21 protein-coding genes are annotated in these 24,304 nt (G+C 41.2%); 11 read left to right on the top strand and 10 right to left on the bottom strand.

Annotated elements, in window-relative coordinates:
* Positions 1-11: 11 nt before the first annotated feature.
* Genes purL through ACP14Y_RS01470 form a run of 3 tightly spaced genes read right to left on the bottom strand, consistent with a single transcriptional unit; the run spans position 12 to position 5,066 of the window.
* Entirely contained in the window at positions 12-3,683 is a 3,672-nt protein-coding gene (gene purL, locus ACP14Y_RS01480; protein WP_424961199.1) for a phosphoribosylformylglycinamidine synthase, read from the bottom strand.
* Positions 3,684-3,735: 52 nt separating this feature from the next.
* Positions 3,736-4,269, bottom strand: coding sequence for a TlpA family protein disulfide reductase (locus tag ACP14Y_RS01475; protein ID WP_424961198.1), 534 nt, complete (start codon positions 4,267-4,269; stop codon positions 3,736-3,738).
* Entirely contained in the window at positions 4,266-5,066 is an 801-nt protein-coding gene (locus tag ACP14Y_RS01470; protein ID WP_424961197.1) for an alpha/beta hydrolase, read from the bottom strand. The genes ACP14Y_RS01475 and ACP14Y_RS01470 overlap by 4 nt, the downstream gene beginning before the upstream one ends.
* Before the next feature lie 154 nt (positions 5,067-5,220).
* Between ACP14Y_RS01470 and ACP14Y_RS01465 the strand changes: the two genes are divergently transcribed.
* The 6 genes from ACP14Y_RS01465 (at position 5,221) to ACP14Y_RS01440 (ending at position 14,608) form a co-directional block, all read left to right on the top strand.
* The gene (locus ACP14Y_RS01465) at positions 5,221-5,844 is read left to right on the top strand and encodes a TetR/AcrR family transcriptional regulator (protein ID WP_424961196.1); all 624 of its coding nucleotides are present in this window, start codon (positions 5,221-5,223) and stop codon (positions 5,842-5,844) included.
* Between the two features lie 4 nt (positions 5,845-5,848).
* Positions 5,849-7,195 (top strand): TolC family protein, encoded by a 1,347-nt coding sequence (locus ACP14Y_RS01460; RefSeq protein ID WP_424961195.1) that lies wholly within the window; start codon positions 5,849-5,851, stop codon positions 7,193-7,195.
* A 4-nt stretch (positions 7,196-7,199) separates the two neighbouring features.
* Positions 7,200-8,411, top strand: coding sequence for an efflux RND transporter periplasmic adaptor subunit (locus tag ACP14Y_RS01455; protein WP_424961194.1), 1,212 nt, complete (start codon positions 7,200-7,202; stop codon positions 8,409-8,411).
* A 24-nt stretch (positions 8,412-8,435) separates the two neighbouring features.
* Positions 8,436-11,843 (top strand): efflux RND transporter permease subunit, encoded by a 3,408-nt coding sequence (locus ACP14Y_RS01450; RefSeq protein WP_424961193.1) that lies wholly within the window; start codon positions 8,436-8,438, stop codon positions 11,841-11,843.
* A 39-nt stretch (positions 11,844-11,882) separates the two neighbouring features.
* Complete coding sequence (locus tag ACP14Y_RS01445; protein WP_424961192.1) at positions 11,883-13,115, top strand: metallophosphoesterase; 1,233 nt, start codon at positions 11,883-11,885, stop codon at positions 13,113-13,115.
* A 173-nt stretch (positions 13,116-13,288) separates the two neighbouring features.
* Positions 13,289-14,608, top strand: coding sequence for a YihY/virulence factor BrkB family protein (locus ACP14Y_RS01440; protein ID WP_424961191.1), 1,320 nt, complete (start codon positions 13,289-13,291; stop codon positions 14,606-14,608).
* On the opposite strand, the gene ACP14Y_RS01435 is transcribed toward ACP14Y_RS01440, so the two are convergent.
* The 4 genes from ACP14Y_RS01435 to ACP14Y_RS01420 are packed head-to-tail and all read right to left on the bottom strand — an operon-like array spanning position 14,603 to position 16,608.
* Positions 14,603-15,097 (bottom strand): DUF4442 domain-containing protein, encoded by a 495-nt coding sequence (locus ACP14Y_RS01435; protein ID WP_424961190.1) that lies wholly within the window; start codon positions 15,095-15,097, stop codon positions 14,603-14,605. The two genes, ACP14Y_RS01440 and ACP14Y_RS01435, sit on opposite strands and share 6 nt — an antisense overlap.
* Complete coding sequence (locus ACP14Y_RS01430; RefSeq protein WP_424961189.1) at positions 15,081-15,605, bottom strand: hypothetical protein; 525 nt, start codon at positions 15,603-15,605, stop codon at positions 15,081-15,083. Before ACP14Y_RS01430 ends, ACP14Y_RS01435 begins: the two co-directional genes overlap by 17 nt.
* A gap of 13 nt (positions 15,606-15,618) precedes the next feature.
* Complete coding sequence (locus ACP14Y_RS01425) at positions 15,619-16,008, bottom strand: DUF1987 domain-containing protein (RefSeq protein ID WP_349562366.1); 390 nt, start codon at positions 16,006-16,008, stop codon at positions 15,619-15,621.
* Positions 16,009-16,044: 36 nt separating this feature from the next.
* On the bottom strand, positions 16,045-16,608 hold the full coding sequence (locus tag ACP14Y_RS01420) for a SiaB family protein kinase (RefSeq protein ID WP_349562365.1): 564 nt from the start codon (positions 16,606-16,608) through the stop codon (positions 16,045-16,047).
* A 412-nt stretch (positions 16,609-17,020) separates the two neighbouring features.
* Here ACP14Y_RS01420 and ACP14Y_RS01415 point away from each other — a divergent pair, with 412 nt between their 5' ends.
* Genes ACP14Y_RS01415 through ACP14Y_RS01405 form a run of 3 tightly spaced genes read left to right on the top strand, consistent with a single transcriptional unit; the run spans position 17,021 to position 20,445 of the window.
* Entirely contained in the window at positions 17,021-18,922 is a 1,902-nt protein-coding gene (locus tag ACP14Y_RS01415) for an ATP-binding protein (protein ID WP_424961187.1), read from the top strand.
* A gap of 29 nt (positions 18,923-18,951) precedes the next feature.
* Positions 18,952-20,199 (top strand): response regulator, encoded by a 1,248-nt coding sequence (locus tag ACP14Y_RS01410; protein ID WP_424961186.1) that lies wholly within the window; start codon positions 18,952-18,954, stop codon positions 20,197-20,199.
* Positions 20,200-20,208: 9 nt separating this feature from the next.
* On the top strand, positions 20,209-20,445 hold the full coding sequence (locus ACP14Y_RS01405) for a hypothetical protein (RefSeq protein WP_424961185.1): 237 nt from the start codon (positions 20,209-20,211) through the stop codon (positions 20,443-20,445).
* A 12-nt stretch (positions 20,446-20,457) separates the two neighbouring features.
* On the opposite strand, the gene ACP14Y_RS01400 is transcribed toward ACP14Y_RS01405, so the two are convergent.
* Entirely contained in the window at positions 20,458-22,392 is a 1,935-nt protein-coding gene (locus tag ACP14Y_RS01400) for a SpoIIE family protein phosphatase (RefSeq protein WP_424961184.1), read from the bottom strand.
* A gap of 144 nt (positions 22,393-22,536) precedes the next feature.
* Here ACP14Y_RS01400 and ACP14Y_RS01395 point away from each other — a divergent pair, with 144 nt between their 5' ends.
* Positions 22,537-22,983 (top strand): DUF302 domain-containing protein, encoded by a 447-nt coding sequence (locus tag ACP14Y_RS01395; protein WP_424961183.1) that lies wholly within the window; start codon positions 22,537-22,539, stop codon positions 22,981-22,983.
* Here the strand turns inward: ACP14Y_RS01395 and ACP14Y_RS01390 are convergent.
* A complete protein-coding gene (locus tag ACP14Y_RS01390) occupies positions 22,955-23,530 on the bottom strand; it encodes a DUF2911 domain-containing protein (RefSeq protein ID WP_424961182.1) in 576 nt (191 codons plus the stop codon). The genes ACP14Y_RS01395 and ACP14Y_RS01390 overlap by 29 nt on opposite strands.
* 86 nt (positions 23,531-23,616) lie before the next feature.
* Between ACP14Y_RS01390 and ACP14Y_RS01385 the strand changes: the two genes are divergently transcribed.
* Positions 23,617-23,874: a hypothetical protein gene (locus tag ACP14Y_RS01385; protein ID WP_349562358.1), complete on the top strand. Its 258-nt coding sequence runs from the start codon at positions 23,617-23,619 to the stop codon at positions 23,872-23,874.
* Here ACP14Y_RS01385 and ACP14Y_RS01380 read toward each other — a convergent pair.
* The gene (locus ACP14Y_RS01380) at positions 23,871-24,233 is read right to left on the bottom strand and encodes a DUF3127 domain-containing protein (RefSeq protein WP_424961181.1); all 363 of its coding nucleotides are present in this window, start codon (positions 24,231-24,233) and stop codon (positions 23,871-23,873) included. The two genes, ACP14Y_RS01385 and ACP14Y_RS01380, sit on opposite strands and share 4 nt — an antisense overlap.
* Positions 24,234-24,304 lie beyond the last annotated feature (71 nt).

Below are 24,304 nucleotides of genomic sequence, written 5' to 3'. Positions count from 1 at the left end.
AAATCAAAAGACTATACTTTGGATTTTACCCAATTAAACGCATTAGCAAACGGTTCCATCCATGGAGAGACTTCTGCAGACGCCAATCCTTGCTTATAAGGCCAGTTCCAGGCAAACAATGATCGTTCAAGGTGGGGCATGATTGCCAGGTGTCTACCGTCCTCGGAACAGAGTGCTGCGGTATCAAATGAGCTTCCATTTGTATTGCCTGGGAATTCTGAATAAGTATACTTTACTGGTATTTTAAGGTCCGCCTCACTCTCAAGAACGAACTGACCTTCTCCGTGAGCCAACCAGATCCCTAGCCTGGAGCCAACCATGGATTCCAGTAGGATAGCGTTTGTTTCTTCAATATCTACACTAACAAATCCACACTCAAATTTGCCAGAGGAGTTGTGATGCATTTTTGGATGCTGATCTCCCATTTCAGGATAAATCAAACCTAGTTCCATCATGAGCTGACATCCGTTGCAAACGCCTAGACTCAACGTATCCTCTCTGGCATAAAATGCATCAAGGGCGGCTTTTGCCTTCTCATTGAATAAGAAAGAACCAGCCCAACCTTTAGCAGAGCCAAGAACATCCGAGTTTGAGAACCCACCAACAAAAACGATCATATTCACCTCACTCAAATCTTCACGACCGGTGATCAGGTCAGTCATGTGCACGTCTTTCACATCGAAACCCGCCAACCATAATGCGTAGGCCATTTCCCGATCAGAGTTTACACCCTGCTCACGTATGATGGCAGCTTTTACTCCGGACTTTCCTTTGCGGTTAAAGTTCAGGTTATAACTGGATGCCATGCCATCAAATCTTTTTGGGAAGGAGTAGGAGAGTGGCTGCTTAAACCGATTAGCTGTTCGGTTCTTTGAAACTTCTGGTGTTGTTTGCTTTATGTCCAGCAATGCAGAGGTTTTAAACCAGCTGTTTCGAGCTTGCTCAATGTCAAATGTCTGACTGAATTCCCCATTCTCTATGGAGAGGTTGCGGTCGTCATTGATGCTTCCAATCTCGCTCCATTTTATCCCTGACTTTTCTAGCGATTGAATGCCATCTTGGTTCATTTGAAGAATAAGGGCTGGTTTTTCGGAGAACAGAATTCTTACAGTATCATCCTCACCTAAAGATGAAAGATCAATATCCATCCCACCTTTGGAGTTTGGGAAGTTCATTTCCAGTAGCGTGGTGATCAAACCACCTGCAGAAACATCATGTCCTGCTATCACTTGACCTTCGTTGATTAACTGCTGAACAGCATTGAATGCTTTGGCTACTACCTCCGAATTGGATTCAGGTGTTTTGGCTCCCAACTTGGATTGCGTTTGCGCAAATGAAGATCCCCCTAATTCAAAAGCTCCCCCAGAGAAGTCGATGTAAACGATTTTTGAATCCTTTTGACTGTAATCGATGGCCGGACTAACTGTTTTGTTGATATCCGACACTTCAGCTACTGAACTAATAATAACTGTACCTGGAGCATAGACTTTTTCTCCGTCCGGATACTTCTGAGTCATGGACATGGAGTCCTTACCTGTTGGCACGTTAATCCCAAGTTCGCAGGCAAAGTCACTGATCGCTTTCACTCCTTCATAAAGGCGAGCATTTTCTCCTTCATTTTTAGCTGGCCACATCCAGTTGGCACTCAACGAAACACCTTTCAGTCCGTGAGTCAAAGGAGCCCAAACCAAATTCGCTAAAGCTTCAGTAATGGAAAGTCTAGACCCTGTACCAGCGTTTATTAATCCTGGGACTGGAGAGTGCCCTATCGAAGTTGCAATGCCTTTATTGGACTTGAAGTCAAGTGCCATCACCGCCACATTATTTAAGGGTAGCTGAAGTTCTCCGCAGGTTTGTTGAGTAGCCACTCGACCGGTAACACATCTGTCCACCTTATTCGTAAGCCAGTCTTTGCAAGCGACTGCTTCCAACTGAAGTACAGCATTTAGATACTCTTCGATTCTGTCCTCAGAATAGTTGACCTCTGAGAAATTGGATTTGTAAGATTTATCTTCAAGAATTGTTTTGGGAGATGAACCAAAGAGATGGTGCAGCTTGAGGTCGAAAGGGGAGGCTTCTCCATCGTTTTCAAACTTCAGCTCATTATTGTCTCCCGCTTCACCTACTTCATAGTATGGGGCCCTTTCCCTTTCGGAAACACGCTTCAAGTATGCTGCATCCTGATCTTTGATCACCAATCCCATTCGCTCCTGGGACTCATTACCCAATATTTCTTTGGCAGAAAGGGTCTCATCACCAACGGGCAATTTCTTCAGGTCTATCACACCACCGGTTTCTTCCACCAATTCTGAAAGACAGTTCAAGTGCCCACCGGCTCCATGATCATGAATGGATGTAATGGTATTGTCTTCCAATTCTACCATCGCACGAACAGCATTAGCTACGCGCTTCTGCATTTCAGGATTTGACCGCTGAACCGCGTTTAGTTCAAGTGCTTGATTGAATGCTCCCGTATCAACAGAGGAAACGGCTCCACCGCCCATTCCGATACGGTAGTTGTCACCACCCATCACTACGATTTTTTCTCCGGCTGATACTGTTTTCTTTAAAGCCTCTTTTTTCTTACCATAACCAATGCCACCAGCCTGCATGATTACTTTGTCATACCCATATTTCTTTCCACCTTCCTCATGTTCGAAGGTTAGCACGCTTCCACAAATAAGTGGCTGTCCAAATTTGTTACCGAAATCGCTGGCACCATCAGATGCTTTAGTTAGAATTTCCTGAGGCGTTTGGTACAACCACTTTCTGGCCGGTTTTTCCCAGCTTCTTCCATCCTCCAGTCGAGAGTAGGAGGTCATGTATACAGCTGTTCCTGCCAATGGAATACTTCCTTGTCCACCAGCCATCCGGTCCCTAATTTCTCCGCCTGAACCGGTTGCAGCTCCATTGAAAGGTTCTACTGTTGTTGGGAAGTTATGGGTTTCTGCTTTTAGCGAGATGACAGATTCAAATTCTTTAGTGTCAAACCAATCGGGTTTGTCTTGAGAGGCAGGCGAAAACTGTTCCACTTTTGATCCCTGGATGAAAGCGACATTGTCTTTGTAGGCAGAAACCAGATAATTTGGATGTTCTTTCGAGGTTTTCTTGATCCACTGGAAAAGAGAAAGCTCTTGTTCCTCTCCGTCGATGATGAACGTGCCATTGAATATCTTGTGTCTGCAGTGCTCGGAATTGATCTGTGAGAATCCGAATACCTCTGAGTCAGTTAGCGGCCGACCAATTTCATTAGCGACTTGTTCAAGATAATCAATCTCCTCGACGCTGAGGGCCAATCCTTCCTGCTCATTGTAGGTCGCTATGTCATGGATGTGTTCAATGGGTGCTGGTTCTCGATCCAGTGTGAAAATGTTCTGATCCAATCCTTCATATACTTGTTGTAGCATCGGATCAAAAGCGCCGGCAGAGGCCTCAGAGATATAGGTTTCAATTCTATAAATGGCCTCAATTCCAGCATTGTGAGCAATATCGGAGGCATTGGTACTCCATGGAGAGATCATCTCTTTTCTTGGGCCAATGAACTTTCCAGCTATTTCGTTCTTTTCAACTGGCTGAGCTCCAGAGAAGAGCCAGGTAAGTTTGTCAATTTGATCGGATGAGAGTTTTTCTGAAACACCAACGGCGATAACAGCGTCTTCAGAATTTTGGAAGAATTGAATCATTGAGGAACCTCGTTTTGAAGTCCGCAAAATTAACCTTTTTGTGAGCTTTGTTTTACTCTGATTTCAACAATTTGCGTATCGATTTTCGAAGGGTGCCAACCGTCATAGTTGAGTATCCTATCACAACCTTTTCAATGAAACCCTCTCGATTGACTACAAAGTGAGTAGGATAGGATCGAACATTCATTTCCTGACAAAAATCTTTGACATCAGGAATTGACTGATAAGCAAATACTCGCTTACTAATAAACTTGTTTACTTGTTGCTCATCATCAAACGTTGGAGCAAGAAACACAATTTCCTCATTTTTAAACTCTTCCACCATCTCATTCATTTCCGGCATTTCCATGATGCACGGTTTACACCTGGTGAACCAAAAGTTCACAAGAAATATTTCGCCCTCTAATTGTTTTTTGGTATACGTTTTACCATCCAGAGTTGTCAATTCAAAATCAGGAAAAGGCTCACCCTTCATGCGTTTGACTTCTTTTCTGGCATCAGCCACTTCTTTGATTTGCTCTTTCGTAGGTTGCTGAGAAAGCGATAATAAAGGTAGTAAGATCAGCAGTGTACTGGCGTATTTCATTTATCCGAGAGCTTATTTAATATCAATTTAGCAACTTCCGGTTTAATCAGCTGATGATGCTTGAGTGGAAGGATATTTACACGAAAATCACCCATCTTTTCAATAATGGGCAAAATCTTTTTCGGTTTGATGATCTGGTCTTTGCTTCCAAGGATGATACGCCTGTCAAACGAATGATTTTTGAAATGCCTGGAAAGTTGACGTTTGGAATAACCAAGCGATTTAAAATGATTCCAGGAGATAAATACGCGCTTTCGGTTTGCATCATCCCCCAGTTCCTTTTTAATAAATTCACTGAGGTATGGACTTACTAATTTGTATTTTTCATTTAGAGCAACCAGTTGCTCCAGCTTATTGGGGCGAAGCATGAGGTATTTAAATAGCCACTTAATTGATCGGTTAGTCAATAATTTGAACCAAATCGTTAGAAAAACACCATCCGGACCGATAAGGATCAATTCATCAATTCTTTTTGGGAATGCCAAGGTGGAGGCTATGGCAAATCGTCCGCCTAAACTGTAACCTAAAACAGAAAATCTGTCAATTTGCTCTTTCAGTAAGAACGCTTCCAGGTAGGTGTTCCATTCCTTCTTGGAAAGTTTCCCGAAATCTCGATAGCTGTCTCCATGATAGAAGATGTCGATGGCATAAATGGTGTAATGATCTTCCAGGATTTTTCCCCAGGAACTAAAAATATTTTTGTCTTGTCCAAATCCATGGAAAGCAATTAAAATATTGTCTCCATTACCATACCTGGTATAGACAAGCTGTCCATTTGGTGCATCCACTTTCGTCATGAGGACATGAAAATAGGTTCATTTTCCATGTGCTGAAAAAAAAGTTGAAAAAAAGCGAACTATTCTCCTCGCTCTTCGTTGATTTGCACGACGGAAACTTTAGTTGTTATTAAAGTTTCCAAAGTATTAACGGTTTATTAACAGAAAATTAGCATTGGAAGCGAAAGAAAAAATATTGAATAGTGCGGAGGAGTTATTTATCCAATACGGAATCCGAAGTGTAACCATGGATGATGTGGCCAGGGCAGCTTCTATGTCTAAAAAAACTTTGTATCAATATTTTGATAATAAGGATAGCCTGGTTTCCGAGGTAGCAAAGAATCATTTTGAGAAAGAAGCTTCGGAATTTGAGGAGATTGATAAGGAGGCCACTGATGCCATCCATGAAATTCTACTTGTGTCACAATGCTTACGTAAACATGTTTTTCGAATGAATCCATCATTGCTATATGACATGCAGAAATATCATGGGGCGGCATGGGATAAGTACCTCGAATTCAAGCATTCTATTATTCGAGGACACATCGAGAAGAACATTGAGAGAGGAAAGGTGGAAGGACTCTTTCGCGATGGACTGGATGCAAAAGTGCTTTCTATTTTGCGAGTAGAGGGGGTTCAGTTGGTGTTCAATACCCGCATTTTCCCAAGAGAAGAATTTGATTTCCCGACTGTTCAGCTTCAAATCCTGGATCATTTCATACATGGATTGCTTACGGAAAAGGGAAGAAAGAAGTATGAAGAATACATGCAACTAATATCTACAAATATCACACGCTAATTTTATGAAAGGACTACTCACATCATTACTATTAATTGGCTTTGCGATGAAATTGGATGCGCAAGAGCCGATTGATCTAACACTGGAAGACTGTATCAGCTACGCTTTGGAAAACAATGAGCAGCTTAAGATTAAACAATTAGACAGGGAAATAGCAGAAGCGGAGGTTAGAAAAACCATTTCAATGGGGCTTCCTCAAGCTAACGTTAATGGGGGATTGAACTATAATTTCGAGCCACAGAAAAGCTTGTTAGATCCTAATTCATTCCCTGGGGGCTCAGGAGGAGCGACAGAGGATATCGAAGTTTCGTTTCAGCAAAAATATGATGGAAACATAGGACTTGGTGTTGATCAACTTATTTTCGATGGATCGTATTTTGTCGGGCTTCAAGCTGCAAGAACTTACAAAGAGCTTTCTACAAAAGAACATCAAAAGTCCAAGATTGATATCGTAGAAACTGTAAGCAAGGCATATTACAATGCGTTAATTGCAGAAGAACAGCTGGAGCTACTCGAGAAAAATATCAATCGTCTGGATACTCTTTTGAATGAAACAAGGGAGATGTATGAAGCTGGTTTTGCTGAAAAGGTGGACGTGGATAGGATTCGTGTCAACCATAATAATTTGAAAGTTGAATTGAGTAAGGCTAGGCAGTTAAAGGATGTAAGCCGGAAATTATTGAAGTTTCAGATGGGAATGAATTTGAATCAGCCAATAGAGTTGACTGAACAACTCGAAGAAGTTGAGGTGAGTGTGCCAGTGGTACCTGTGGATAATTTTGATTATAACCAGAGGATTGAGTATTCCCAATTGCAGACCAACAGAAACCTAGCGTATCTGGATATGAAAAACAATAAGGTTCAATACCTACCAAAGCTCTATGCCCGATTTGGATATGGCTGGAATACCGCCGCGGCTACTGGGAGTGATCTCTTTGTATCCAGAAGGTGGTTGGATAATGGAGCTATAGGAATTACCGCATCCATTCCAATATTCGATGGTTTTTTGAAAAGCAATAAAATCCAGCAAAACAGATTGCAGGTAAAGCAGATTGAAAACCAGATGTCATATGTGGAAAAAAGCATAGATCTGGAAATAGAGCAATCTAAGATCAACCTGAACAGTCAGATGGAAACACTGGAAGTACAAAAACAAAATGTGGAGCTGGCCCAGGAGGTGTATGATATTTCCAAAGTGAAGTATCAGGAAGGAGTGGGGTCCAATCTGGAAGTTATCGATGCAGATGCATCATTGAAGGAAGCACAGACCAACTACCTCAATGCCCTGTATCAGGCCATCACTTCACAAATCGAACTTAAAAAAGCACTAGGAACTCTTTATAAAAACTAAGATCATGAAATCGAAGATCACATCGCTCTTGCGAAATGTTGACGATAAAAAACTGACTACTCACATGAAAAAGATCAACTACATAATCACACTTACTATTCTATCTGCTATTGCGGTGGCTTGTGGCAGTGCATCTGGCGAGCAAGGGATTGCTGCTAAGAAGAATGAACTGAAAGAACTTCAGGATCAATCCATCGAACTCAAAGCTAAAATTGCCAAGTTGGAAGAGGAAATCAAGGCAGAGGATCCTGATTTCAATCAGAAGAAATCATCAGTTCTTGTTTCGGTAGAGACATTGGCAAAAAAAACCTTTACTCATTCGGTGGAGATCAGAGGGGCGGTTGAGTCGAAGAAGAATGTCTTGCTTTCTGCCGAAGGCATGGGAAAAATAGAAGCGATCCATGTGAGGGAAGGCCAAAGAGTGTCAAGAGGACAAGTGTTGGTCTCTCTGGATACCGATGTGGTTAGGAATAATATCAAGCAAACGAAAGCACAGCTGGATCTTGCAAGTGAAGTTTTCGAAAGGCAAGAACGTCTTTGGAAGAAAAACATTGGCACAGAAGTGCGTTACCTGGAAGCAAAGGCCAATAAAGAAACATTGGAGAGTCAATTGGCTGTATTACAGTCTCAGCTTGATATGATGATTGTGAAAGCTCCATTTAGTGGGATTGTTGATAATATTCCGGCAAAAGTTGGAGAGGTGGCTCAACCGGGGCTACCGCTTGTAAGATTAGTCAATCCTGATGAAGTGTACATTTCAGCAGATGTTTCAGAGTCATTCCTGGGTAAGTTTTCACCGAACCAGGAGGTAGAGGTGTATTTTCCTTCGCAGGATAAGCGAATCAAATCAAAAATCAAATCTGTTGGACAAACCATTAAAACAGACAACAGAACCTTCGAACTTGAGGTTGAGTTGCCAAAATTGGACTTCCCGGCACAACCGAACCAGGTTGTGGTATTGCGACTGGTCGACTACAGAAATGATCAGGCATTGGTGGTACCTACAGAAGTTATTCAGGGGGATAATGGAGGAAACTATGTGTATGTAATCACTAATAAAGAGGGGGATCAGGTGGCTACCAAAAGGCAAGTGAAGCTAGGAGCCTCTCATAATTTGAAGACCGAAGTGGACTCAGGACTGAGTGAAGGTGATAAGGTGGTAGTAAAGGGTCACAGGGATTTGTCAGAGGGAGTTCAAGTGTCTATCGTTCAATAAGCTGAATCTTTAATTCAATTAGATATGTCAGAAGAATTAAAAGATATTAAAACACAAAAGGAGTTTGGTCTAACCACCCTCTCCTTGAAAAACCGAACCACGGTTTATGTGCTTACATTCATTGTAATAGCCGCGGGTTTGTTTTCGTATATCAGCCTTCCAAAGGAAAGTTTTCCGGAGATTAGGCAACCAGTGGTCTATGTAGGAACTCCATACCCGGGCAACTCGCCTTTGGATATGGAAAACCTGATCACTCGACCGATTGAGAATGAACTCAATTCTATTTCTGAGGCGGATTTGATCAAGTCAACTTCCGTTCAGGATTATTCTACCATCATCGTTGAATTTACACCCGAAACGGACGTAGAGGACGCCCTCACAAAGGTGAAAGATGCGGTGGACAGAGCTAAGCCAGAGTTGCCATCAGATCTGGAGCAAGATCCGAATGTGTTTGACATGAACTTTTCAGAGTTTCCGATTCTAAACATCAACCTGTCAGGTGATTATAGCATGACCGATCTGAATGAATATGCGGAATACCTGGAAGAGGAAATAGAAAAGCTGTCAGAGATATCGAAAGTGGAGATCAGAGGAATTGATGAGCGCGAAGTGAGGATAAGTGTCGATCCATATCAGATGGAGGCACGTCAGGTAAATTTTGGAGATATCGAGCAGGCAGTAGCCAGCGAAAACATTACTTTATCCGGGGGAACATACAGAGAAGGAGATATCAGACGAACTATCCGTGTGGTCGGTGAATTTGAAGAACCGACGGAGATTCTGGAAGTGGTTGTAAAAGCGGAAAATGGGAACATCGTATATCTGAAAGATATCGCAGATGTTTCATTTGACTATGTAGAGAAGAAAAGCTACGCGCGTCTCTACCAGAACCCGGTAGTGATGGTGGATGTAATCAAGCGAAGTGGTGAAAACCTGTTGATCGCGACAGAAAAGATCAATGCGATTTTGGAAAATGCCAGAGAAGAGATCTTCCCAGAAGATTTGATTGTAACGAAAACAAACGATCAGTCGCAACAAACGCGCGACATGGTGGACAGCCTGGAGAACAACATCATATCCGGGGTGATCCTGGTTGTACTGGTTTTGCTTTTCTTTTTAGGACCTAGAAATGCCTTGTTCGTAGGTATTGCTATTCCATTATCAATGTTTATCTCATTCATGATTTTGGGCATGTTTGGTATCACTATCAACATGATGGTGTTATTCTCCCTGATCATGGCATTAGGTATGCTCGTGGATAATGGAATCGTGGTAGTGGAGAATGTCTACCGATTGAGAGAGGAAGGACTTTCAGCTTTTGAGGCTACAAAAAATGGTGTTGGAGAAGTTGCACTTCCAATTATCGCTTCTACAGCAACCACGCTGGCAGCTTTCCTTCCATTGGCTTTCTGGCCTGGTATCATGGGAGAGTTCATGAAGTATCTGCCGATCACATTAATGATTACACTTGGTTCTTCACTTTTTGTAGCATTGGTGATCAATCCTGTATTAATCAAATCTTTCATGAAAGTAGATACAGGAGAAATCAGAAAGAAGCGTGTGTTGATTTTTGCCTCTGTGGCGATTGGAGTAGGGATATTACTCGCTTTCGCACAGGTGACAGTGTTATCTAATCTGCTCATCATTTCCGGAGCAATTACCTTCCTGAACATTTATGTGTTAACACCACTTTCCAGAAGATTTCAAAACTTCCTTCCAAAGATTGAGGGAATATATAAGAGCACCTTGAAGTTTGCGATTAAAGGATGGCATCCTTACTTGTTCTTCTGGGGTACGGTTGTTCTGATGGTTGTTTCGATTGGGGTTTTTGGTTCAGTGCTCATGTCACCGTCCAAGCCAAACCTGGAATATTTCCCTAAAACGGATCCTCTATATGTCAATGTGTTCATTGAGTTTCCGGTTGGAACTGACATTGAAACCACCAATGACTTCACACAGAAAATTGAAAAGAAAGTCATTGATCTGGTGAAGCCTTACGAAAGCATCGTAGAATCTGTTATTGCCAACGTTGGTTCCGGGACATCTGATCCGAACGACCCATCAGCTTTTGGTGAGCAGGATACACCAAATAAGGCACGTATAACAGTAAATTTCGTGGAGTTCAAAAATCGAGGTGGAATTGATACGAAGCAGATTTTGAACGAAATAAGAGCGTCAGTTGGAGACTATCCCGGAGTGGCTGTCACGGTTGACCAAAACTCAGATGGGCCTCCAACAGGTAAGCCCATTAGTATTGAAGTTTCCGGTAAAGAGTATGCCACATTGATTGAGATTACTGAGGATATGAAAAATCTGATCAATGAATCCGGTATTCAGGGAATAGAGAAGCTAAAGACAGATCTACAGACAGGTAAGCCTGAATTGGTGGTTAATATTGATCGGGAGAAAGCCAGACGTTTCGGGTTGTCTACTTCCAGTATTGCCATGGAGGTCAGAACTGCACTATTCGGAAAAGAAATATCGAAGTACAAAGAAGGAGAGGATGACTATGAAATCCAGTTGAGGTTGAAAGATGAGTATCGCTACGATATTGATGCTTTGATGAATAAGAGTATTGTGTTTAGGGATCAGACCTCCGGTCAGATGAAAAGTGTGCCGATTTCTTCGGTTGCGCAAGCTGAGCTTTCATCGACCTATGGATCAATTAAACGTCAGGATTTAAGAAGACAAGTAATCATTAGTTCAAATGTGGAGGCGGGATACAACCCAACACAGATCAACAATGATATCAAAGAATTGCTGGCTGACTTTGATATGCCTCCGGGCTATGAATTTAAGTTTGGTGGAGAACAGGAAAAACAAGCAGAAGAATTTGAGTTCTTGAGCACAGCATTGATGATAGCCGTATTCACCATATTCCTCATCATTGTATCGCAGTTCAATAAGGTTACAACCCCGTTCATTATCATGATGTCGGTACTCTTCAGTACCATTGGAGTTTTTCTTGGACTCGTTATTTTCAAGATGAACTTTGTGGTAATTATGACCATGATCGGTATCATTTCATTGGCCGGGATTGTAGTTAACAATGCCATTGTATTGATTGACTTTATTGAACTAAGCAGAAATAGGCTGAGGGCAGAAACAGGAGTAGATAAGCTTTCGATGGAGAAAATAAAAGAAGCAATTATAAATGCAGGTGTGACGAGATTACGTCCTGTACTCTTAACTGCCATCACGACCATCCTCGGCTTAATTCCTTTGGCAGTTGGAATCAATATTGACTTCATCAAATTCTTAAGTACATACGATGCTGATTTCTTCCTTGGCGGAGACAATGTGGCATTTTGGGGACCCATGTCATGGACCATCATTTTTGGGCTAACCTTTGCTACATTCCTTACGTTAGTAGTTGTACCATTAATGTATTTATTCTTCGCAAGAATTAATCGTCGGTTAGGTTTAAGTTAATAGTATATCCCCTCGGTTTCCGGGGGGATTTTTTGTGATATGAGTCGAGTGTATTTTGTCTTCTTTTTGGTGTCCGTTTACCTGGTTCTGGACATCTATGTTTTTGTGGCCGTTCGGTCATTGACAGAGAGCCTAAGTCCGGCCTGGAGAAAGACCATTTGGATTGCCTATTGGGTATTGAGTATAGGCTCTTTAGCAGGTGTCCTTTTGTATAGGCAAATTGATCCTAAGCAATTTCAAAACCTCCGACTATATATCACAACTTTCTTTTTTGTACTCTTTATCGGTAAGCTTTTTAGTGCCGTCTTTTTGCTTCTTGATGATATAAGAAGAGGGATAACCTGGTTAGTCAATATCTTTCCATTCACCGAAGAGGATCACTCTACTTCACGATCCGATTTCATGCAGAAGTCTGCTTTGATTGCAGGAGCTATTCCAATTGCCACCATGTCTTTTGGTGTGATTTCAGGAGCACACGATTATCGAATACGCAAGCGGGTGATTTATTCACCCAATCTACCAAAAGCATTTGATGGAATTCGAGTAGCTCAGATTTCGGACATTCACACCGGTAGTTTTTTTAATAAAACAGCCGTGGAGGGAGGAGTAGATATGCTATTGGGTGAAAAACCAGATATCGCCTTCTTTACAGGTGACCTGGTGAACAACCGAAGTGATGAGGCTAAAGACTACCTTGATATTTTCAAGCGGGTAAAAGCACCATTGGGGGTTTTTTCTGTGATGGGGAATCACGATTATGGTGATTATACCAATTGGTCATCTGAAGTAGCCAAACAAAAGGACATTAAAAAGCTACACGAAATGCACGCCTATATGGGTTACGATCTGCTATTAAATGAAAACAGAACGATAAAGGTAGATGGAGAGGAAATAGCGATTCTTGGATGTGAGAATTGGGGTGCAGGGCGCTTTTCCAAATATGGCAATATGGTGGAGACAATAAAGGGGGCAGAGGGTAAGCCATACAAACTGCTACTCTCTCATGACCCCAGCCATTGGGATGCGCAGATAAGACCCAGCTACCCGGATATTGATTTGATGCTTGCTGGCCATACACATGGTATGCAGTTTGGGGTGGAAATAGGAGATTTCAGATGGAGCCCGGTTCAATACAGGTACAAGCAGTGGGCGGATCATTATCAGGAAGGAGATCAATCACTATATGTTAATCGTGGCTATGGATTTATTGGATACCCTGGTCGAATTGGCATATTGCCAGAGATTACGATTCTCGAATTAAGAAAAGCTTAAGTAGGGGACATGCAGAAACGGTTGTTATATCGTATATATCTTCATGTCATAGGATGATAGGTGATTTTTTACAGGTGATTAGGTGAAAAGGGGGCTCTCAGCCCCTTTTTCTTTTGTCTCACAGGGAGTTGCTGTGGAGGTTTTCCTTATCTTTTCGCCAAAATCACGATTCAATGACAAAAAAGCTGAATCAGGTTCGTCAGTTCATAGAAGTAGATCTGTGGCGTATCAGACTCAAATCACTTCCTAAGCGAAAGCGTTTCCTTTTTGGGTTTATCCGTATTTGGGTAATAGCGATCAAGGAATTTATTGTAGACAAATGTGCTGAAAAAGCCTCGGCCCTTACTTATCTGTCTATGCTTTCCCTTGTTCCTGTTCTTGCTTTGATATTTGGCATAGCGAAAGTATTTGGTATCCGTGAATTGATGGAAAAGGAACTTGAAAGGTACTTTTCAGGTCAAACGGAAGTCCTGAACCAGGTACAACCATTTGTGGATAAAATGCTCGATACCCAAAGTGGGGGCATTGTAGTTGGAGCATCAGCAGTATTTCTTATTTATACAGTCATTCGATTGCTCATGAACATTGAAAATGCGTTCAATGACATGTGGGATATTAAGAAAAACAGAAGGTGGGAGCGAAAGATTTCGGATTATGTAGCTGTGATTTTGCTTGGCCCGGTATTGCTCATTGTGGCAAGTAGTGCTACAATTTTTGTGAAAGACACCATTCAGGGTTTTGTGACTAATCTGGAATTCTTAGGCCAGTTGAAATCGGGCATCATCTTTCTCTTAAAGCTGCTTCCATACACGATTTTATGGTTGTTGCTTTTTGGCATCTACTTAATATTTCCCAATACCCGAGTCAAGTTTTGGCCGGCACTTTTCGCAGGAATTGTGGCTGGCACCTTATATCAATTAAACCAACAGGCTTTTATTTCCTTGCAGTTTGCGTTTGCTCGTTACCATGCGATTTATGGAAGTATTGCTTTCCTTCCATTGTTTCTGATTTGGTTGCAGATTAGCTGGCTGATTGTGTTGTTTGGGGCAGAGATATGTTATGGAGCTCAGTATATTGATCAGTGGGAAATGAATTCGGAAAAACTGAAAATCAGCTTCAATCACAGGAAAAAACTGGTGCTTCTTTTGCTCTACCGGGTGGTAAAGAAATTTGAAAAAGGAGGAGGTCCGATTTCAATGAATGATTTGGGGGGAATGATAAATATTCCACGTAGATACCTGGCGGATATTTGCTATGATCTTGAACGATCCGGACTCATCACTCGGGTAGAGGCCGATGAAATTGCGTATCAGCCTAGTTTTGATATTCATAAAATGGATCTGCATACCATTCTTGATAAGTACGAGAAGGAGGGGATGGGTGATTTTGATCCTAGAAAGTCGAAAGCTTTCGTTGCGATTGAAGAAGCACTTGAGCAGATTGAAAGCAAGTGGAAGAAAAGTGAAGCCAATGTCTTATTGAAAGACCTATGATTTGCGTTGCTTGAATGACCAGGTGAATTCAAACTCGGAAACCACAGTGCCATCTTTCATTTTTCCTACTGTCTTTAACGTAACTTCAGCAGATTTGCCTGTTTCAATACATTTTTCTACTGCTTCAAATGCTTTTGATCCGTCTTCACAGGTGAAGTAAACACGACCGGTGGCTTTCTTCGAAAAGTTGGCCTTCAAGTCTACGATTATGAATGCGACGGATGGTTTTTTACCGGTGATGGCAAGCATACATGGAGTAGCAGTAGATAGCTCGGCCGCCATACTCTGCACCGCAAAGTAGATCGATTTAAAAGGATTCTTGTTTAGAAACTTGAACGGTACTGAAGTGGTGCATTTCTCTGCGTCTAGAGCTCTGATTCGTAGACCCGCTATCCAGCCCATGGGTAGACTTCTCGTCAGGAAGAGAGGAAATATGAACCCATTGGTCAGCTTCTTTGCTAGCTTTTGTTGTTTAGGATTTAGAGACATCCAGTGTATTGTTTTTCTCGTTTTCCAGAATCTTCTTTTTCTCCCGGTTCATGAAGTAGCTTTCCAGAGCACCCTCGGAGAATTTAATAATGAGGAACAAAACCCCTAAAACTCCTAAGCTGATAAACTGGGTGTCAAAAAACTGATCAATGATTGGCTCCAAAAACACTTGCTCCAGTATGAAAAGAACGACTGCCACCGTTAAAAGGATGGTTGAGGCTTTTCGTCCCACCTTGGCTTTGGCTAGTTGTGTTACAGTATCAGCCAATTGCACATTTTTATCCTTGATTTCTTCGTTTTGTTCACGGATCTGCATATTGGCGTTATCCAACTTCTTCTGCAGTCTGTCTGAAACACGGGTGATTACTTTAGCTTGCGCTACCAGTTCTTCATATTCATCGGAAAAAGCGTCCAGGTCTTCTTTGTAGATTGCATGTGTCTCAATCTTTGCTCTGAATTTCCTGAGACTGTTTATCTCGTCATAATAAAGCTCCTGGTTTTTATCCATTTATCTTAGGCGATCATAAGTCTTCTTCTTCTATTTCAAAGAAGTTGAAATTTAAGTCCAGCAGGTCACTATAGTCTTCTCCAGCTTCCATCATATCATCATCCCCCTCTTCGAAATACCAATTAATCGTAATCTTTTTCCCACTGTCTTCAATTTTACTCAAACGCTTGAAAACATCAAAGAGACACTTTGAGGAGCTTGTATTAAAATATTCAAATGCAATATTGGCTGTAAACTCGGGCCCTCCCGAGACACAATATTCATCGAGATTATCCAGGATCTTTTGATAGAATTGGATGGAATTTTCCGGACTGGATCTTCCTTTCATTTCCAGCAAACCTTCGTCTGGATCAAAATTGATCAGGGGTGTTGTTCGTGTTGGTTCGATGAATACTTTTTCCATAAATTCCTCTACGGTTTGTAAGTTAATCTTTTGGTACTATCCTTCTATCCTTGGTAACCTTATTTGAAAAGTAAAATAGCTTACCTTGTCAGTCACCGGCTGAAATTTATACCTCAGCTTTTGTCCGCCCGTTTTCCGAGCAATATCAATAAACCCAAGGCCACCGGTTCCTTTATCTGAAAATTCCTGCTCTGCAAGTACTCTTTTATAAAGGGCTCTTAACTCATCAGCATCTACCGCATTGATATCATCAAGTCGTTTTTGTATTTCTTTCGTCTTTTCAGCAGGAATGTAATTGCCTGTCTGCAAACTGTAAAAGCGTTTACGAGCTGCTATCATAATTAGGGCCGAATTTGAATCATAACTGCTTACTTTCATATCGTCAGCATTCACTTCATCCAGGTGATAATACAAATTCTGAATACACTCCGTGGCTACATTATAAAACTTCTTCTTGACCTTTCTGTTTTCCTCCAGTTCCTCTAGTCTTTCTTCCAACGTCCCTATCATGGCAGTCACCAGGTCAAAGGTTAATTCACCCTTGAACATCAGGATAATGTTTTGGTCATAAATGTTTTTGTAGCTCCTCAGATAATCCATAAATAGGGGTCAATTTTCTTTGGGCTGGAAAAGTAAGAACTAATGACTAATTAAACCAAATGTTTAATCACCTAAAACTTTGTAGTGATAATCAATCGATTAAGGTCGCCAGCAATCCAACCCTAAATTATTTTCGCAAGCAAAATTATGTTCTTTGTTAGACTTAGTAGATTAAAAACATATTAAAAGACAAATTATGCTTTTCTTTATTACATTAGTGAGGGTGGGGAGTGCCGAAAACGGCCTAGGTATTATTGTTATGCGTATCTAGAGGGAAATCAGTATAAAAATGTGATATTTCCAATAATACTATTTTTGGTATAGATTTGAGGGACTTGCTAATAGGATTTTTTTAATTCTTTCAGCTAATAGAGATTAACTAGATAAGAGTTTAACCAACTATGTTTAAGGTATGTTAAAGAAGGATTTATATTCCAATGTCTATATTCTGACGGCATTGGTTTTGATAGGGGCGATTGCATATTACGTCTTTGTCCTCCAGAAAGAGATTAAAGACTCTTTCAACCAGGATCCACAGATTGTTCAGGTTTCTGCTGATCAGGCTGCTAAAGGCCAACAAATCGTAAAGGCAGCTATTGGTATGGGGTATGCGCGAAACCAGGGGCAGTTTGACTATTTCAAAAATGAACTGCGACGAGTATATCCGCAATGGGTGAAAGGTCACCAGGCGTTGATAAATGGAGACGAAGAATTGAGTATTTCTCAACCCTCCCAGACAGACGAATACCTTGCTCTTCAGGACGAACTGAAGTTCCTCTTCTTTGACATGAATAGCAATACATCTAATGTGATGGATGTAACCTTTTCTTTGGATGATGGAAACATAAATCGTATTTCTCTAAGAAAATCAATTGAAGGACTTGTGAATGCGGTGCGATCCTATGAAGAGGGAATGGACAATATCACCAGCTATTTTGTGAACAACGCACAAAACAGAGGAGCAAGTATTGGACTGGCCGAGTATGTTGGTTTTTCTATTTTCATAGGTATCTTCCTGGTGCAGGGATTTTTCATATTTAGGCCATTGGTAAAACTGGCAAGTGAAAACTACCTTTCTGCAAATAAGGCTTTTGTAAAGGTGAAGAAATCCGAGCAGCAGCTTAAAATCAACTTCCAGAAACAAAAGCTAATTAACAAGAAACTATATCTCTCACGAAAAGAACTTGAAGAGAAAAATACGAAACTTGAGGAATCCGAGGCTAAGTTGCTCAAATCTTCTGAAGAGCAGATTAAAATTAATGAGCGATTGATTGCTGCACAGGATGAGCTGAATCTTGCATATAAGAAACTTCAGGATTCTGAAGTGGAAATTAGAGAACTGGCTGATAAACAATTGCAGGATAACGAGAAACTATTCCTTGCGGAGAAAAAACTACAAGCAACACTCGAGAAAGAGCAGAAGTCCAAAGAGGAGTTGGCAAATGCACTGAATTCATTGAAGAGTGCTCAATCCCAATTGGTACACTCAGAGAAGATGGCATCATTGGGTCAGCTTACCGCGGGTATTGCGCATGAGATTAACAACCCGATCAACTTTATTTCCAGTGGTATGGTTTCCCTGAAAATGTCTATTGAGGCGATGCGTGATATTGCTGAAGAATATACCAGACTGGATGATGGAGATGATCCGAAGGAGGTGCTGGAATCAGTGAAGGAGCTCAAAGAGGAGCATGAATATGATGAGATTGTAGATGAGCTGGATGACCTGATCAATGACATCAATTACGGGGTACAGCGAACCATCGAAATTGTGAAAGGTCTGCGTGTATTCTCCAGACTGGATGAGGAGGAAGCGAAGAATGCTAATGTCAACGAAAATATTGATGCAACACTTACGCTACTTAGAAATAAAACAAAAGGTAAAATTGAAATCACCAAGCATTACGACGAAAGTATGCACGACATTGAGTGCTATCCTGGTCAGTTAAACCAGGTATTCATGAATATCCTGAATAATGCGGTTCAAGCCATGCCTGATGAGAAAAAAGATGCTGAGATTACCATTTATACGGAGGAAGCTGATAATGAAGTATATGTGAGAATCAAGGATAATGGAATTGGTATACCAGATGAGATTAAGAATCGAATTTGGGAGCCTTTCTTCACCACCAAAGAGGTAGGAGTAGGAACCGGCTTGGGTATGTCTATTACATACGGTATCGTTGAAAAACATGGCGGTAAGATTGACCTTACCAGTGAGGTTGGTAAGGGTACTGAGTTTGTGATTACATTACCTAAGAAAATCACCCTAGTTAAAAAGAAAGAGGATAAAGAGGTAGCAGAGAGTAATTAACCATTAACAACTAATTAGACCCGGGAAGGATGGAAGAGATTCAAGACCAGCAACAAATTGATCGATCAAAGGAAAAGAAGAAGTTTTCGCTTCTTTATGTTGATGATGAAGCCACAAACCTTCGTGTTTTCAAGGCCAACTTCAGAAAATTTTTCAATGTTTACACATCAACTAATCCGATAGAAGCAATTGATATTCTGAATGAGGAGGATATTCAGGTGATCGTCACAGATCAGCGTATGCCTGAGATGACAGGCACACAGTTTTTAGAAAAGATTTTGCCGGATCATCCGGATGTCATAAAAATCATCCTTACAGGCTTTACAGATATTGAGGCTATTAAAGATGGTATTAACCGATGTGGCATTTTCAAATACATTACTAAGCCCTGGAACTTCGATGAAATGAAAGGCGTGCTCGAGCGTGCCGTTGATACTTACCAACAGGCGATCGAAAGTGAGGAGCACATGCAAGAGCTGGAGGAAAGCAATGTAGAGCTTGAGAACAGAGTAAGGGCCAGAACTGAAGAGCTGAACAAGATCAATAAGCGATTGATTGATAGTATTCGATACGCAGGTTTGCTACAGCAGTCTATGTTGCCGAATGATCGCTACTTGAGCCGACAGTTCAAGGATCATTTTGTGATTTTTGAAACCAAATACCTTTTTAGTGAAGAGTTTGTGTGGACCACACGACTCAATTTCCGATCGGAAGATTATACTGTTGTTTCATTGATTGAGTTTGATGGTAAAGGAATAGTAGGTTCTTTGAAAACCCTGATTGCTGATTCGGTATTGAATTACCTGACGCATGACAGAAAAATTTTCCATTCTGGGGAGATTATCAATGAACTTAAATATGAATTAGATGCTGCTGGATCTGACGAACTTCAATGTGATATAAAAGTTTCTGTCGCAGTATTTGATCATAACGCAAATACATTACAATTTAGCGGCATCAATCAAGACATGCTTGTCTTCAATGATCAAAAGACAACCCTATTGAAAGGGGAGGAAAGTGATCATTTTGAGGATGCAATCGCTGATAAAATACCAATTGAGCCGGGAGCTTCTTATTACATGTATTCCAACGGATATTACAATCAAGAGAATGAGGATGGGGTTAAGTTTACCTATGAAAAGTATGAGGAAATGCTTAAGTCAATTCAGGACAAACCTATGAGTGAGCAGCGAGATTTCTTGATGAGTAATTTACAAACGTGGAAAGCAGGATCAAGCCTTAATGACGATATTTCTATCATAGGCTTTAAACTCTAATTTTTTGGGATGGCAAAGGCGAGCAGTTTTAAAAATTGGTGCACCAACAATATCAGTCCGCAATCTTGGACACGCATATGCCTCAAGTGCGTAGATGAAATACGCGGAAAGGGACATACGCTAAAGGAAATGGAAGATCTCAATCCTGACGTAGAAATTGATGATGAGCTATTGGATGCCCTCAATGCTGCCCTCTCTGAGCTATACGAGATGACCGTCAATGAAGAACTGCTCGCCACTCACTAACAAACCCTCACTTTATTTAATCTCAAAGCCAAGCACACAGACATCATCTGTTTGGCTGGTATTCTTTGACCATTCTGCGAAGGTTCCTTCAATGATTTTCTGTTGTTCATGTATTGGTTTATCCGATGACTTTTCGATGAGCTTGTTGAAGTTCTTAGACATGAATTTCTTATCGTGCTCACCACCAAACTGATCCTGAAAACCATCAGAGGATAGATAGATGCGATCTTTTACGTCTAGTTGAATCACCTCTTTGCTAAGTTGAGCATGTACCTCCTGCTCATCACCTTCAATTCCTCCCACCATTTGTCTAGGTGTCTTATATATCGTGAGCTCTGTGTCTCCATGCTTCATGATCCTTAGCGGAATGCCAGCCCCGGCAAACTCCATTTTCAGGGTATCGAGATCAATCACACAGATTCCTATCTCCATACCGTCACGGTTTACCTCGTCCGTCTCTCGCTGCAACTCAAACTTGATTACCTTATCAAGCCTGGAGATGATTTTTTTCGGGTCCAGGTAGTTCTGATAATAAACAATATTAGTCAACTGATTACTCCCCATAATTGACATAATAGCACCCGGAACCCCGTGCCCGGTACAGTCACCGCATGCAATGATCATGAACTCATTGTTTCCCCTTCGTACTCGCTCAAACCAGTAGAAATCACCTCCAATGATATCTTTCGGTCTGTACATTACAAATGAGTCCGGGAATACACTTTGTAATGTGCTCAGTGGGGGAAGTGTAGACCGCTGTATACGCTCTGCATAGCTAATACTATCGCGGATCTGTGATGAAACCGAAACCAGCTGATTCTTCTGCATTTCAATTTGTGTCTTCTGATCAATTAGCTGTTTGTTGGTTTGTCTCTGCTCATCAATCTGACCAATAAGGTTTTGTGACATCATGGCCATTTGTTTGGCCAGTTTACCTATTTCATCTTTCGATCCGGTTGGCAGCTCTACATCCAGATTGCCCTTGCCAAGCTCTTCAGCAGCGTTGCTGAGTTTCACAATCGGCTTCACAAAGAAATTGGCAGCTACAAGTGCCAGAATAATTGTCAATGCCAGTACTGGCAATACAGCCCATAAAATTTGATTTCTAATTTGAGCCAAAGGGAAATACGCCCTTTCTTTCGGGATGCTGAGAATAAGAGTCCAGTCGTTTCCCTGGAAGGAGAGGTAGTTTGTATCTCTGGTTACAAAATACAGCTTGTCCTGCGTTTCGAGGTAGTTAACTCCCGGCTCTTCCAACGAAGAAATAAGGTCGTATTCACTATAGGTTGTAGTCAGAATGCTTGATCGATCCAAATTGGAATAGAGGATGGTGCCCTCATTGTCAATCAGGTGAATGTCCAGGTTTCTGGAGTTATCTGTGCTAAGTGAATATTCACCAACGATTTTGAATAGCTCATCTACCAAAATTCTACCGACTAAAACGCCAATTTCAGAATCTTCATTCAGGTTGGTTACTTTGGTTGCAAAGTGCATCACCACTCGTCCGACAGACTCAGATTTTGATACATCCACAGTTGATTCCTGACCAGAATCAAGTTTGTCCCAATACAGCGATTTGGGATGTTGTCTGCCGATGGCAAGGCGCTTACTATCCGCGATTCTAATTCTATTGGTATCAAAGAAGGAAAATGAGTAGTAAAGGTCATTCAGGTTTTCTAGTTCTTGTAGGCGTTGCGTGAGCAACTCGGGATCATTATTGGCAGTTCTCAAATAAGGATTTTTAGCTGCCATTCGTACGTCATTCAGCCGGGAAAACATAAACCTTCCAATATCGGCACTAATACCTCTGGACTGCTGAGTCATACTAGCAACGATCTCCTCCTTAAAGGTTTGCTCTACTTTTTGATCGGCAAAAAATGAAAGAACGCCTGCTGTGAATAATACCAAAAAAAGACAGAGTATGGTTAATTTGGCGTATATGTTCATAAAATGAGTTTCTCCGTTTGGTCAGTAAAAATAAATCTTTTCACTCTGCTAATCTATGAGATATGGATGATAAGTCAATAATCGATTTCATGCCTTCTTACAGTTAAGAGTATTATCTTCGCTATTGTCCAATTTAATCACCAAATGAAGTTTATTATATCCGCCTGTATAGTATTTATTGCTTTTTCCCTGAAATCTCAAAATCTGACTACTTATAGAAGTGCTCGCTCTGTTGATGAAACAGTGAATCGAATTGTAGAGATTATTAAAAAGAAAAAACTTGCCTATTTTGAAACGGTAGAACATGATAAGGTAGCCAAAGAATACGGAGTAGAAATACCTCCAACTCGAATGATCTTATTTGAGGATCCGAACCTCATGATCGAACTAATATCATGCAGACAAACGACCGCACTGGATCTTCCTATGCGTATTTTGGTCTGGGAAGAGCACGGGGATGTCTACGTCGGGTTCTTTGATCCTAAGATGATGAAAAAGCGATTCATGCTTCAAGAGTGTGACGATGTTATTACCAGCATGTCTCGTTTGAAAATCCGGGTAGTTAACGAAGCGCTTCGGGAGGGAGATTAAGAGGGATTGCCCACCTAACTTTATCCCACCTGAATTTCAGCGAGTCTTCAGCGAAATAGAAAAGCATTCGTTCCTGTGATTGGTCTGCATACCATGGAGCAACCTTAAGTCTGAAAGCATCCAGAGAATCTTTATAATTATACGATCCCCATTGATCCCATTCCTTATTAAAGATGACAATCCATTCACGCTCATCTGGAATTGTAAATAAGGCATACCTACCGCTATCTAATAAAAAGGTATCAACCATGATGTCAGATCCAAATGAAACGTATGTGGCATTATTCGCACCTGTTCTCCACATTTCTCCGTAAGGAACGAGAAATTCCGAACCTGATCCAAAAATTTTGCGATCCTTTACTCCCGGGCTGCTAAACTCAATGTATGCATCAATCCCTCGTACTGTCGCACTGTCTGTTCTGAGTGGGGAAGGACGTTTCTGAGGATCAGAAGTACAGCTACTTTGAGCAACCGCGATAATTGTTGCGTATAGGATTAGTACTGAATTTGAACGAAAATATGTCCGAATTTGAAATACTGATTTCATTAGGATAGTCGATAACGTACTGAATAATAGTATGTTACAAAATTGGGAATATTATTTGCGGGTTGAATATAAAAACTATTCATCATATGGGAATAATAGGCATTGAAATACCGCAATTAAACGAAGAACAAGACATTGAAGTTGAAGTTCGTGTAAATGGCATTAAAAAACAATATCAGTATCGGGTAGAAATTTTTCACTGGGATGACTGCCCCTACCCAACAGAAGATCGAGTCGAATGTATTCGCCAGTTGGTCAATGGATATGACAAAAACTGGGATTTGGCTCACATCGGACTGCCCACCGATGACTACATCCCAATCACTTTCCGAAAGCGTCGTTAGAAAGGAAGATCATCGTCTTTAGAGAAATCTTCTTTCGCCCACTCCTGAGTCGGTGGTGGAGGTGTCTCTGACATACCACCTGTTTTCTTATCTATTCGCCAGGCCTGTAGACTATTGAAGTATTTAACCTCTCCTTGAGGGTCAGTCCATTTTCTACCTTTTAGGTTGAAGTTTACAGAAACCTCATCACCTATCTCTAGGCTATCCAATTGTTCGCAGTTGCTTTGAATCAATTCAAACTTGATGAATTCCGGATACTGAGGGTTTTCAGCATACTCCAGTACAAACTCCCTCTTCTTAAATGTGTCTTTAATGTTTTGCGTATCGTACTTCTCTACGATCTTACCTTCTACAGTCATGTGATTTATTTCTTTTCAATTGAACGGGAAAAAAGCTCGAAGTTAAGGATCAATTTGATCAATGTCAGCGG

It is taken from the genome of Ekhidna sp., from assembly GCF_965247405.1.
Taxonomy (GTDB): Bacteria; Bacteroidota; Bacteroidia; order Cytophagales; family Cyclobacteriaceae; genus Ekhidna.
The sequence above is the reverse complement of the archived record's forward strand: the minus strand, read 5'-3'. Positions and strand labels throughout refer to the sequence as shown.

Coding starts and splice junctions, on each gene's coding strand:
- purL (WP_424961199.1), bottom strand. CDS start 3,683: ATGATTCAATTCTTCCAAAATTCTGAAGACGCTGTTATCGCCGTTGGT.
- ACP14Y_RS01475 (WP_424961198.1), bottom strand. CDS start 4,269: ATGAAATACGCCAGTACACTGCTGATCTTACTACCTTTATTATCGCTT.
- ACP14Y_RS01470 (WP_424961197.1), bottom strand. CDS start 5,066: ATGACGAAAGTGGATGCACCAAATGGACAGCTTGTCTATACCAGGTAT.
- ACP14Y_RS01460 (WP_424961195.1), top strand. CDS start 5,849: ATGAAAGGACTACTCACATCATTACTATTAATTGGCTTTGCGATGAAA.
- ACP14Y_RS01455 (WP_424961194.1), top strand. CDS start 7,200: ATGAAATCGAAGATCACATCGCTCTTGCGAAATGTTGACGATAAAAAA.
- ACP14Y_RS01450 (WP_424961193.1), top strand. CDS start 8,436: ATGTCAGAAGAATTAAAAGATATTAAAACACAAAAGGAGTTTGGTCTA.
- ACP14Y_RS01445 (WP_424961192.1), top strand. CDS start 11,883: ATGAGTCGAGTGTATTTTGTCTTCTTTTTGGTGTCCGTTTACCTGGTT.
- ACP14Y_RS01440 (WP_424961191.1), top strand. CDS start 13,289: ATGACAAAAAAGCTGAATCAGGTTCGTCAGTTCATAGAAGTAGATCTG.
- ACP14Y_RS01435 (WP_424961190.1), bottom strand. CDS start 15,097: ATGTCTCTAAATCCTAAACAACAAAAGCTAGCAAAGAAGCTGACCAAT.
- ACP14Y_RS01430 (WP_424961189.1), bottom strand. CDS start 15,605: ATGGATAAAAACCAGGAGCTTTATTATGACGAGATAAACAGTCTCAGG.
- ACP14Y_RS01425 (WP_349562366.1), bottom strand. CDS start 16,008: ATGGAAAAAGTATTCATCGAACCAACACGAACAACACCCCTGATCAAT.
- ACP14Y_RS01420 (WP_349562365.1), bottom strand. CDS start 16,608: ATGGATTATCTGAGGAGCTACAAAAACATTTATGACCAAAACATTATC.
- ACP14Y_RS01415 (WP_424961187.1), top strand. CDS start 17,021: ATGTTAAAGAAGGATTTATATTCCAATGTCTATATTCTGACGGCATTG.
- ACP14Y_RS01410 (WP_424961186.1), top strand. CDS start 18,952: ATGGAAGAGATTCAAGACCAGCAACAAATTGATCGATCAAAGGAAAAG.
- ACP14Y_RS01405 (WP_424961185.1), top strand. CDS start 20,209: ATGGCAAAGGCGAGCAGTTTTAAAAATTGGTGCACCAACAATATCAGT.
- ACP14Y_RS01400 (WP_424961184.1), bottom strand. CDS start 22,392: ATGAACATATACGCCAAATTAACCATACTCTGTCTTTTTTTGGTATTA.
- ACP14Y_RS01395 (WP_424961183.1), top strand. CDS start 22,537: ATGAAGTTTATTATATCCGCCTGTATAGTATTTATTGCTTTTTCCCTG.
- ACP14Y_RS01390 (WP_424961182.1), bottom strand. CDS start 23,530: ATGAAATCAGTATTTCAAATTCGGACATATTTTCGTTCAAATTCAGTA.
- ACP14Y_RS01385 (WP_349562358.1), top strand. CDS start 23,617: ATGGGAATAATAGGCATTGAAATACCGCAATTAAACGAAGAACAAGAC.
- ACP14Y_RS01380 (WP_424961181.1), bottom strand. CDS start 24,233: ATGACTGTAGAAGGTAAGATCGTAGAGAAGTACGATACGCAAAACATT.